General features: G+C 42.2%; 11 protein-coding genes. 9 read left to right on the top strand and 2 right to left on the bottom strand.

The features are described 5' to 3' along the window. From CD004_RS15190 to spo0A, 5 genes are all read left to right on the top strand, one after another. Positions 1-849, top strand: a complete 849-nt coding sequence (locus CD004_RS15190; protein ID WP_102263534.1) for a TlyA family RNA methyltransferase — start codon at positions 1-3, stop codon at positions 847-849. 206 nt (positions 850-1,055) lie between these two features. Further along, positions 1,056-1,505, top strand: a complete 450-nt coding sequence (gene ahrC, locus CD004_RS15185; protein WP_102263533.1) for a transcriptional regulator AhrC/ArgR — start codon at positions 1,056-1,058, stop codon at positions 1,503-1,505. Between the two features lie 16 nt (positions 1,506-1,521). Further along, positions 1,522-3,213: a DNA repair protein RecN gene (gene recN / locus CD004_RS15180; RefSeq protein WP_102263532.1), complete on the top strand. Its 1,692-nt coding sequence runs from the start codon at positions 1,522-1,524 to the stop codon at positions 3,211-3,213. A gap of 119 nt (positions 3,214-3,332) precedes the next feature. Next, positions 3,333-4,625, top strand: coding sequence for a SpoIVB peptidase (spoIVB, locus tag CD004_RS15175; protein WP_180321253.1), 1,293 nt, complete (start codon positions 3,333-3,335; stop codon positions 4,623-4,625). A gap of 563 nt (positions 4,626-5,188) precedes the next feature. Further along, entirely contained in the window at positions 5,189-5,986 is a 798-nt protein-coding gene (gene spo0A, locus CD004_RS15170; protein WP_102263531.1) for a sporulation transcription factor Spo0A, read from the top strand. Positions 5,987-6,173: 187 nt separating this feature from the next. Here spo0A and CD004_RS15165 read toward each other — a convergent pair whose 3' ends face one another. After that, positions 6,174-6,320: a YycC family protein gene (locus tag CD004_RS15165; RefSeq protein ID WP_102263530.1), complete on the bottom strand. Its 147-nt coding sequence runs from the start codon at positions 6,318-6,320 to the stop codon at positions 6,174-6,176. A 41-nt stretch (positions 6,321-6,361) separates the two neighbouring features. Between CD004_RS15165 and CD004_RS15160 the strand changes: the two genes are divergently transcribed. Continuing rightward, on the top strand, positions 6,362-7,099 hold the full coding sequence (locus tag CD004_RS15160) for a glycerophosphodiester phosphodiesterase (RefSeq protein WP_102265128.1): 738 nt from the start codon (positions 6,362-6,364) through the stop codon (positions 7,097-7,099). Between the two features lies 1 nt (position 7,100). On the opposite strand, the gene CD004_RS15155 is transcribed toward CD004_RS15160, so the two are convergent. After that, positions 7,101-7,364, bottom strand: a complete 264-nt coding sequence (locus CD004_RS15155; RefSeq protein WP_041967925.1) for a DUF2627 domain-containing protein — start codon at positions 7,362-7,364, stop codon at positions 7,101-7,103. Positions 7,365-7,578: 214 nt separating this feature from the next. Between CD004_RS15155 and CD004_RS15150 the strand changes: the two genes are divergently transcribed. The 3 genes from CD004_RS15150 (at position 7,579) to bcd (ending at position 11,801) form a co-directional block, all read left to right on the top strand. Beyond that, entirely contained in the window at positions 7,579-9,639 is a 2,061-nt protein-coding gene (locus tag CD004_RS15150) for a sigma-54 interaction domain-containing protein (protein ID WP_102263529.1), read from the top strand. Between the two features lie 132 nt (positions 9,640-9,771). Further along, positions 9,772-10,677 carry a phosphate butyryltransferase gene (gene yqiS, locus CD004_RS15145; protein ID WP_102263528.1) on the top strand — a complete coding sequence of 302 codons (906 nt, stop codon included), beginning with the start codon at positions 9,772-9,774 and terminating at the stop codon, positions 10,675-10,677. 29 nt (positions 10,678-10,706) lie between these two features. Further along, positions 10,707-11,801, top strand: a complete 1,095-nt coding sequence (bcd, locus tag CD004_RS15140; protein WP_102263527.1) for a branched-chain amino acid dehydrogenase — start codon at positions 10,707-10,709, stop codon at positions 11,799-11,801. The last annotated feature ends 95 nt before the right edge of the window (positions 11,802-11,896 follow it).

Genomic DNA, 11,896 nt, shown 5'->3' with positions numbered 1-11,896 from the left:
ATGAAAATCAAAAAAGAACGATTAGATGTGCTGCTTGTTGAACGCGGTCTTGCTGAAACAAGAGAGAAAGCCAAACGGACAATCATGGCAGGGCTCGTCTACTCAAACGAAAGCAGGCTGGATAAGCCTGGTGAAAAGGTTAGCAGTGACATTCCCTTGACGGTAAAGGGAAATGTCCTCCCATACGTGAGCCGTGGTGGTTTGAAGCTTGAAAAGGCACTAAAGGTTTTTGACCTCGATGTTCAAGGGAAAACGCTGCTGGATATCGGAGCCTCGACTGGCGGCTTTACCGATTGTGCCCTTCAAAACGGCGCTGAGATGTCTTATGCTTTGGATGTCGGCTACAATCAGCTTGCCTGGAAGCTCCGCCAGGATGAACGAGTCATCGTGATGGAGCGGACAAACTTCAGATATGTGAAACCGGAGGACCTCATTAAAGGAATGCCGAATTTCGCAAGCATAGATGTATCTTTCATATCACTTCGACTGATATTGCCTGTGTTAAAAACCTTGCTGGTAACAGGCGGCGATGTCGTCGCACTCGTCAAACCGCAATTTGAGGCGGGAAGAGAACAAGTCGGCAAAAAAGGTATCGTACGTGACAGAAAGGTCCACGAACAGGTTTTAGACAGAATCATTTCTTTTTCGATTGAAGAGGGCTATGATGTTATGGACCTAAGCTTCTCACCGATCACAGGTGGTGATGGCAATATCGAATTCCTGCTTCATTTGCAGTGGAATGGCACCGAAGAAGAAAAAGGGAAGCTGTTGCTGAAGACGCAGCCTGAAGCAGTTGTAACAGAAGCGCATAATGAACTAAAATCAAAGCAAACTAGCGAGGAAGAATAGGCTGAATAAGCCTGTTCTTTTTTGTATGATTTTAAAAGAGACGAAATTTTAACCTAATATTCTTTAGCCAACTTCTTTTTGAGTTCACCACTTCGTCAATTCCAACGATAACTTTTGCCGAAAGTCCACGAATGATTGTACATTCTGTTGAAATCGGCTAACATATGAGTATATGAATGTTTCGGATATATCCAGGGGTGATATTAATGAATAAAGGACAGCGACACATAAAAATCCGTGAATTAATCGCGAGTAAAGATATCGAGACGCAGGATGAACTAGTCGACCGATTGAAAGCTGCTGGCTTTAACGTTACACAGGCGACGGTTTCACGCGACATTAAGGAGCTTCATCTTGTAAAGGTTCCTTTGATTGATGGCAGATACAAATACAGTCTTCCAGCAGATCAGCGTTTCAATCCATTGCAAAAATTAAAGAGGTCGTTAATGGATGCTTTTATCCGTATCGATCAGGCAGGCCATCTTTTAGTAATGAAAACACTGCCAGGCAATGCCAATGCGATTGGAGCATTGATTGATAATCTCGATTGGGAAGACATTCTTGGCACGATTTGTGGAGATGATACCATCTTGATTATTTGCCGTACTCCAGAGGATACTGAGCATGTCACAAATCGTTTTCTCGAAATGCTGTAAATGAGGTGACGTTTGCTTGTTAAATGAATTATCGATACGAAACTTCGCAATAATTGAATCATTATCCGTTTCTTTTAATAAAGGCCTTACCGTACTTACAGGTGAAACAGGGGCTGGTAAATCCATCATTATTGATGCTATCCACCTGCTCGTGGGCGGAAGGGGCTCAGCGGAATTCGTCCGTCATGGCGAAGATAAAGCTGAAATTGAAGGTTTGTTCCATCTTGAAGGCGAAAATCATCCGAGTTATGGAAAAGCAGCTGAATTTGGCATCGAGATTGAAGATGCCATGATTGTCTTGAGAAGAGATATTTCGGCTAGCGGAAAAAGCGTCTGCCGAATTAATGGCAAACTTGTAACGATCGCGGTCCTGCGTGAAGTAGGCTCGACACTGATCGATATCCATGGTCAGCATGAGCACCAGGAATTGATGGATGAGACAAAGCATATCAATTTGCTTGACCAATTTGGTGCAGATGAAATCCTGCCTGCCCTCCAGGAATACCAGCAGGTTTTCAGATCATTTGAACAAACACAGAAAAAGCTGAAGAGCTTAAGTGAAAATGAACAGCAAATGGCCCATAGACTTGATTTGATCCAGTTTCAACATGATGAAATCCTCTCAGCCGACCTAAAGATGAACGAGGATGAGGAGCTTTTTGAAGAGAAGCGCAAGCTTGGCAACTTCGAAAAGATTTACGAGAGCATTCAGACTAGTTATTCAGCTTTGCAGGGTGAGCAAAAGGGCCTTGACTGGATTGGCTTGGTCATGGATAACCTGCAGAATGCAGCTGATCTGGATCCAGACTATAAAAATGTAGCTGACACAGTAGCAAACAGTTTTTATATGCTTGAAGATGCAGCGAGGACTATCAGGAATGAACTTGATTCCCTTGAGTATGACCCGCAACGCTTGATTGAAATCGAAGACAGATTAAATGAAATCAATCAATTAAAGCGTAAATATGGGAAAACGATAGAAGAAATCCTTGAGTATTCCTCGAAAATCGAAGAAGAAATTGAGACGCTGCAAAATAAAGAAGTCCATATCGGCCAGATGGAAAAGGAGCTTGCATCGCTTAAGAAAGATTTGCGCATCGAAGCTAATAACCTGACTCAAACTCGCAGGAAATGGGCAAAAAAGCTTACAAAATTAATCCATAAAGAACTTAAAGAACTGTATATGGAAAAGACGGTATTCGACCTTAGAATCGACGCGGATTCTGATCATTTTCATAAAAGTGGCGCTGATAAGGTAGAATTTTATATCTCGACAAATCCAGGTGAACCTCTGAAGCCTTTGTCAAAAATTGCATCCGGAGGAGAACTTTCACGGATCATGCTCGCCCTGAAGAGTATTTTCTCGAAACATCAGGGTGTCACTTCGATTATTTTCGATGAAGTGGACACAGGAGTAAGCGGCCGGGTTGCACAATCGATTGCTGAAAAAATCTATAGTGTGTCGACTGGATCTCAAGTTCTGTGCATTTCGCATTTGCCTCAAGTCGCCGCAATGGCCGATACCCACCTGTATATCGCAAAGGTCATAAAGAATGGAAGGACAAAAACCTCTGTCACTCCACTTTCTTCCTCTGAGAAGGTAAAGGAGATCGTCAGGATGATTTCGGGGGTTGAAGTTACTGACCTCACGAAACAACATGCTGAAGAATTGCTGAAGCTTGCCCAGAATATGAAGGCAGTTACATGAAAAGCTATCCATAATGGGTAGCTTTTTTATTTTTATACAGGTTATAAATGCGGGGAGTCGAGGCAAAATTAAAGATGTAGCCATTTTCGATGTGTGTGGACTAGAAGCGAGGAGAGTGAATGGATTTGAAAAAAGATTTTCTCAGAAAATTTATTGGTGGAATTCTCCTTGTTTCATTAATTGCTTTAGGATTTGCAAAACCAGTACATGATTATTTATCTATTCCAGGAGATATAACATTATTCGAGGGGCAAAAGCTTGATTTCCAGGCAAATGCAATTCAAGTCTCAGCTTCCGTAAAAGAAACTAATATCGCTGTAGACCAAAAAGGCGAAACCTTGTCTCTTGAGGCAAAAAGACATGGGAAGGATGAAATGGTCCTAGAATTAGCCGGGTTCCCGGTTAAAAAAGTTGATGTCAATGTCCTAAAGGATTTCAAGGTCAGGCCAGGCGGTCAATCAATAGGAGTAAAGCTGAATACGGTTGGTGTCCTTGTGGTCGGGCATCACCAGGTACAGGCTGATGAAGGAAGAGTGTCACCAGGTGAAAAAGCAGGGATAAAAAAAGGCGACATTATCACAGAAATCAATGGACAGCAAATTGAAAAAATGGCGGACGTCGGCCCGTTTGTTAAGCAAGCTGGTGAAGATGGCAAGCCATTGGATGTTGTAATAAAAAGGGAAAATGAAAAAATCAAAACTCAACTACAGCCAGAAAAGGATGTTAATGAAAACACCTATAAGCTTGGATTGTATATACGCGATTCAGCTGCAGGGATTGGGACGATGACTTTTTATCATCCTCAGTCAAAAAAATATGGAGCACTGGGGCATGTCATTTCCGACATGGATACGAAGAAGCCTATTGTCGTTGGTGATGGTCAAATCGTAAGATCTACAGTTACTTCGATTGAAAAAGGCGGTAAAGGCAATCCGGGGGAAAAGCTGGCTCGCTTTTCATCCGACCGGGAAGTAATTGGGAATATAAGAAGGAACAGTCCTTTTGGAATCTTTGGCGAACTGAACAAAGATATTTCAAATGGCGTATTTGATAAACCCCTGCCAATTGCCCTTTCACATCAAGTGAAAGAAGGTCCGGCGAAAATCCTGACGGTCGTGAATAATGACGAAGTAAACCTTTTTGATATAGAGATTGTCAGTACCATACCGCAGAAATTTCCAGCAACTAAGGGGATGGTCATTAAGGTAACCGACCCGGAACTGTTGGAAAAAACAGGTGGAATCGTCCAGGGAATGAGCGGCAGTCCGATCATCCAGGGAGATAAGCTAGTGGGAGCAGTCACCCACGTCTTTGTAAATGACCCAACGAGTGGATATGGTGTTCATATAGAATGGATGTTGAACGAAGCAGGCATAGACATTTACGAAAAACCAAGAGAGCAAGCAAGCTAATACAGGAATTCGGCGGCGGCAAATAGCCGCCTTTTCTTTATGTGTAACAATATACAGACGCCGCAGGAGCATGACGGAAGAAAATCACGAAAAAGTGTCCGTCACCGGGGATATGACAGACAGAAATCAGTGAAAATCGCGAAAAAGTTTCCGTCATAAGGGGCATGAGGGGCAGAAATCTATAAAAATTACGAAGGGTTCACTTACGATAAGGAGCCCTCACCGCCACGAGGAAGAATTCGCTTTTTGAAAAAGCTGGTTGGTGTATTTCATAAATCTTCCCTGAGGAATGCGTAGCGCCTGGAACGGAAGTCAACAGACTAAGGAACAAAAGGGGTTCTTGGAAACAAGATTATTCGACAAATTAACTGAAGCTTTTTTGTCAACTATCGAAATAAGTCGAAAAACAAAGGAAAATGAAGCATTAATAAGAAAATATTACTTTTTTAAGAAAAAATTAAAAATAAGAGGAATTTCTGTTGCATTGTCGAATTAGTCATTTAGAATAGAATTTAGAGAAGATAATGTTTGTGATCATAATTGGATTGAGGAGGAACCAAGTAGTGAACAAAATAAAAGTATGCGTCGTTGATGACAACAGAGAATTAGTAGGTCTTCTTGAGGAATATATTTCCTCTCAGGATGATATGGAGATTGTTGGAGTTGCCCATAATGGCCAGGAATGTTTAGAAGTGCTTGAAGATACAGATCCTGATGTCTTGCTGTTAGATATTATTATGCCGCACCTTGATGGGCTGGCGGTCCTGGAGAGACTTCGTGAAATGAAGAAGGGTATCATTCCAAATGTAATCATGCTGACTGCGTTTGGCCAGGAAGATGTAACAAAGAAAGCTGTAGACCTTGGGGCATCATATTTCATTCTAAAGCCGTTCGATATGGAGCAACTGGCAGGTCATATTCGTCAGGTAAGCGGCAAGGCAAAATCAGTAGCTCGTAAACCATCCTCATCAATCAATTATGGCAGATCGAATGCGGAGCAAAAGCCTAAAAACCTTGATGCAAGCATTACAAGTATCATTCATGAAATTGGGGTCCCTGCACATATTAAAGGTTATATGTACTTGCGTGAGGCCATCTCAATGGTATATAACGATATTGAACTACTTGGCTCGATCACAAAAGTCCTCTATCCAGATATTGCCAAGAAATTCAATACAACGGCAAGCCGTGTAGAACGTGCTATCCGCCATGCGATTGAAGTGGCGTGGAGCAGAGGGAATATTGATTCCATTTCCTCGCTGTTCGGTTATACTGTTTCGATGTCAAAGGCAAAGCCGACAAATTCCGAATTCATCGCGATGGTCGCTGACAAACTGCGCCTTGAGCATAAAGCTTCTTGAAAGAGTTAGGGCAAATTTAGCTATTTATTCTTAATATTTTATGCGACATCTTACTTTATCACGGTCTTACCGTACTAAAGTAAGATGTTTTTATATGCCTGAAAATTGGTAAACCATGAGTATGGATATTATCATGTATATATAGCAAAGAATTACATAAAAAAACGCCATATAGGCGTTTTGGAATTTATTTTTCTTTTTCTATTTCTTTTTCAAGTTCCGTTAATTTTTGAATAAGGATATGTTGGGGCATGTGCATGATTTGTTCAATGGGTACTCCGAGTTTTTCGGATAGCTTAATAGCGGTCTCAGCGGAAATATGTAATGGTCTCATTGTTTCTTCTCCTCCAAATTGAAAAGATGGGTGTGATGGTTATGACTCTTATTTTAGCACATCGCGGCTATGCAGCCGAATATCCTGAAAACACTTTGCTGGCATTCAAAGAAGCTGAAAAAGCAGGTGCTGAGGGTCTGGAGCTCGATGTCCAAATGACAAAAGACGGTGAGCTAGTTGTGATTCATGATGAAAAGGTTGATCGTACGACGGATGGTACTGGACTGGTAAAGGACTACGATTTAAAGGATTTAAAAAAATTGGACGCCCGATTCAAATTCGAGGCTTTACCAAAAAAAGAACCGATTCCTACTTTAGATGAAGTACTGGCATGGCTATCTGGGACGGAAATGGTCTGTAATATTGAATTGAAAAATAGTATTATCCCTTATGAAGGTATGGAGGAAAAGGTCATAAATATGGTTAGGGCTTATGACTTATCAGACAGGATCATCATTTCATCATTCAATCATTACAGCATTGTCAACAGCTATTTGCTTGCGCCAGAGATTGAAATCGCACCGTTGCTTTCGGAAGGCTTATACATGCCCTGGATTTACGCACAGTCGATAAAAGCTAAAGGCTTTCATCCGCATTGGCGGGCTGCACCGGATCAAATCGTCAGAGCATCCCTGGAGAGCGGGATTGAAGTTAGACCATATACTGTAAATAAAGAAGCAGAGCTGGAAAGGTTATTCAAGGTTAATTGCAGTGCGATCATAACAGATGACCCTGCAAAGGCGAAAAGAATAAGAGGAAAAATAAACAGGCCTGAATAAATCAAGGCCTGTTTTGCTTTTTATTGCTATCAGGTATTCGAAAAAATGCCTGGACTTTATTTCTTTTACGATCACGGTGCAGGATGAAACCAGCGATGAACCCCAGTCCAGCCAGGAAAAAAAGAAGTCCCGCAAGAAATTGAAGCCACAAATATGGAAATGGCGCTTGCAAGATTCCAAACACCATGTCTCGCATAAGTTTAACCCCTAAAGCAGCAATGACGCCTGGTATCAACATAATGATTAATGCTATGATCCTGATCATTTGGTTTCCCCTCGATATTTGTCCTCTTTTAAAAAGTATACTTAACCCCGTGTTTTTCCGCAATATAAGTTATTCAAAGAGCCTTACTTACAGAAGAGTTTGAAAACAAAGAAATTTGTCAGCGCATTCAAAAAGAATTACAATGATAGTGAAAGATTTTGCAGACTAGAAAATTGGACCCATGAAATATTTTTCCAGATATGTGGTGGATATTATGCAGAAAGTAATGATTGTAGGAGCGGGTAAGGGTGGAACGGCCATCCTGAACATTTTCAAACAGACTGCAGATGTGATAGCTGTGATTGACCTTAATCCTGAGGCCCCCGGAATTCTCGCTGCGCAAAATGCTGGCATCCAAACCGGAACAGATTGGCATCAATATATGTCAGACCAGCTGGATATCATCATCGAAGTGACCGGTGAGGAAGAAGTCTTCAGGGAATTAAGGGAAGCCCGCGGTAAAAACACTGTACTGATTCCCGGCAGTGTCGCATTCCTGCTGGCGACGCTCTTAGAGGAAAAGGAAGAGTTAATAAAAACTCTCAGGAAAATTACATATGAGCATGACTTGATTTTTAACTCCTCTGGAGATGGCATGGTAGTCATCAATACAGAAGGAATCATAACTTTGTTTAACAAAAGTGCTGAAAAAATTATCGGAACAACAAGGGAACAGTCAGAAGGGCAACATGTTTTAGAAATTATTCCAACGAGCAAGCTTCCGAGAATTTTGAACACAAGGAAGACAGAGTCCAATCAGGAATTATTGCTTCCAAATGGATCGAAAATCATCACTACAAGAATTCCAATCATTGATGAAAATGACCAATTGATTGGGGCATTCTCCGTTTTCAAGGATATTACAGAAGTGGTGAACCTGGCGGAAGAGATAACGAATTTAAAAGAGATTCAGACAATGCTTCAGGCAATCATAAACTCGAGCGATGAAGCAATTTCTGTAGTAGATGAAGATGGCAGGGGGATTTTGATCAATCCGGCTTATACCAGGATCACTGGACTTAAGGAAGAGGAAGTAATCGGGCAGCCAGCCACCGCTGATATATCAGAAGGCGAGAGCATGCACATGAAAGTCCTTAAGACGAGAAGACCAGTTCGTGGAACAGCGATGAGAGTAGGCCCGAATAAAAAAGAAGTTGTCGTCAACGTAGCCCCAATCATAGTAGATGGGAAGTTAAAGGGCAGTGTCGGGGTTATCCATGATATGTCGGAAATCCAGAGCTTGAATCGGGAGCTGACACGCGCAAGACAGATTATCAGGACCCTTGAAGCGAAGTACTCGTTTGAGGATATTATCGGGCAATCAGAAGAAATGACAATTCCGATTGAACAAGCAAAGTTAGGGGCCAAAACGCCTGCAACAGTCCTCCTTCGCGGGGAATCAGGAACAGGGAAAGAATTATTTGCCCATGCGATTCACAATGCCAGTGACCGCAGGTTCAACAAGTTCATACGTGTGAATTGCGCGGCAATTTCTGAATCGCTGCTGGAAAGCGAACTCTTCGGCTATGAAGAAGGGGCGTTTTCAGGGGCTAAACGGGGCGGTAAACGAGGGTTTTTTGAGGAAGCTAATAACGGCAGTATTTTCCTTGATGAAATCGGAGAATTGCCTGCCAATACTCAGGCCAAATTACTCCGGGTTTTACAGGAGAGAGAAATTGTCCGGGTAGGTGGAACGAAACCTGTACCAATCAATGTCAGGGTTATAGCTGCCACAAATATGAACCTGGAAAAAGCGATTGCGAACGGCAGTTTTAGAGAAGACTTATATTATCGATTGAACAGAATGCCGATTCATATACCGCCTCTTAGAAGAAGGAAGGAAGATATTCCTCTCCTTTGTGAAAGGTTGATCCGCAAAATTAATCAAGATTATGGACGTATCGTTGAAGGTGTTTCTGAGAATGCCATTAACAAGTTGATGGATTATGATTGGCCTGGAAATGTAAGAGAGCTTGAAAATGTCCTTGGTCGCGCGATTATCTTCTTGAGCTATAGTGAAACGATCATCCGGATAGAGCATTTACCTGAATTGCAGAACAGCCAAATCATGGACAGTGAAGATCCGGTAGAGCAGTCTATACCAACTGAACCCCTTGCGCTCCAGTTGGAAAAGTACGAAGCGAAGGTAATCAAATCAACACTTAAGGCTGTAAAAGGGAATAAAACAGCTGCAGCCAAAGTATTAGGTGTATCAGTCAGAAATTTATATTATAAGCTTGAAAAATATAACATTGAAGCAGATAGCATGCAATAATCTTCACACTCTGCAATTTTTTTCATAATATTTTTATGCAAAAGTAAAGCGTTTTCAATGTTTTGAGTTGGCACAGTTCTTGCATAAATAATTAGCGGTGATGCGAGAAGAAGAGAAAGGGTTGAATCAGTCATGAAATTAGACTCACTTATCAGCATGGCATCCCAAAATGACAGGAAAACAGTTGCGGTCGCAGCGGCAGAAGATGCTGAGGTATTAGAGGCAGTTGCTCATGCTGTAAACCTGGAGCTTGCCGATTTTCTTCTATACGGAAACAAAGAAGAAATCGAAAGAATGATTGCAGCTAAGCATCCAGAACTTGCAAACAGTAAAGGGGTTAAAATCATTTCCGCGCCTAATAATAATACTGCCGCAGAAATGGCCGTGAAAGCAGTCAAAAACAAAGAAGCCAATGTCGTGATGAAAGGGAATATCCCGACTGCAGCGATTTTGAAAGCTGTCCTAAATAAAGAATATGGGCTGAGGAGCGGCGGAGTGCTTTCCCATGTGGCTGTATTTGAGGTGGCCGGCTACGATCGGTTTACAATCATTACCGATGCAGCTATGAATATTGCACCTGACCTTGAGCAAAAAGCCCAAATCATCAAGAATGCTGTCAAGGTAGCTCATTCTATAGGGATTGAACTGCCGAAAGTGGCCCCACTCGCAGCAGTTGAAGTGATCAATCCGGCAATGCAGGCCACGGTAGATGCAGCATCATTAACGATGATGAATAAAAGGGGACAAATTCCCGGATGTATCGTGGATGGCCCGCTGGCCCTCGATATTGCGGTTTCACAGCTTGCCGCAGAACATAAGGGGATAAAAAGTGAAGTCGCCGGCAGGGCTGATATCCTGTTAGTCCCAGCGATTGAGGTAGGAAATGTACTTTATAAATCATTAATTTACTTTGCCAACGCAAAGGTTGGGGCAATCATTGCCGGGGCAAAAGCACCAATCGTGTTAACATCCAGGGCTGACACTGCTGAAAGCAAGTTATATTCACTTGCATTGGCTTTATGCTCTGCTTCTAAATAAGTTACATAAACCAGGGGAGGAAATTAAAAATGGAAATTTTCAAGTATCTAGAACAGTACGATTATGAGCAGGTTGTATTTTGCCAGGATAAACAGTCGGGATTGAAAGCAATCATCGCAATTCATGATACAACTCTTGGACCAGCTTTGGGCGGGACTCGTATGTGGACTTACGCATCAGAAGAAGCGGCAATCGAGGATGCACTGCGCCTTGCTAAAGGTATGACATACAAGAATGCTGCTGCTGGCCTTAATCTTGGTGGCGGTAAGACTGTTATTATCGGCGACCCGCGCAAAGATAAGAATGAAGAAATGTTCCGTGCATTCGGCCGCTATATCCAAGGCTTGAATGGAAGATATATCACTGCAGAGGATGTAGGGACAACTGTAGCGGATATGGATTTGATCCATGAGGAAACTGATTATGTAACTGGTATCTCACCAGCATTCGGTTCATCAGGAAATCCTTCCCCTGTAACAGCTTATGGCGTATATAGAGGAATGAAGGCAGCTGCTAAGGAAGCCTTCGGCACTGATTCACTTGAAGGCAAGACAATTGCAGTTCAGGGTGTGGGTAATGTTGCATTTAATCTTTGCCGCCACCTCCATGAAGAAGGCGCACAGCTGATTGTTACTGATATAAACAAGGAAGCAGTACAAAGAGCTGTTGAGGAGTTCGGTGCTAAAGCAGTTGAGCCAGATGAAATCTACAGCGTTGACTGTGACATTTACGCACCATGTGCATTAGGCGCAGTAATCAACGACGAAACAATTCCACAGATAAAAGCGAAGGTTATTGCCGGAGCAGCGAACAACCAGCTTAAGGATACAAAACATGGAGATATTATCCATGAAATGGGTATTGTGTACGCCCCTGACTATGTCATCAATGCTGGCGGCGTCATCAACGTTGCGGATGAGCTTTACGGCTATAACGCTGAAAGAGCAATGAAAAAAGTTGAAACTATTTACAACAATATCGAGAAAGTAATTGAAATTGCTAAAAGGGATGGAATTCCTACTTATAAAGCGGCAGACCGTATGGCAGAAGAGCGTATCGAAAGAATGCGCAATTCTCGCAGCCAATTCCTGCAAAACGGCCACCATATTCTTAGCCGCCGTTAATCTAGGCTCATATCGAGATAATTGTTGGTGTTAAACATTATGTTTATCAAGGGTAGGAGAAAGCCTCGAAGGATATAATAATGGGGTTTAGCTAT

The sequence above is a fragment of the Mesobacillus jeotgali genome (assembly GCF_002874535.1).
GTDB classification, from domain to species: domain Bacteria; phylum Bacillota; class Bacilli; order Bacillales; family Cytobacillaceae; genus Mesobacillus; species Mesobacillus jeotgali.
The sequence above is the reverse complement of the archived record's forward strand: the minus strand, read 5'-3'. Positions and strand labels throughout refer to the sequence as shown.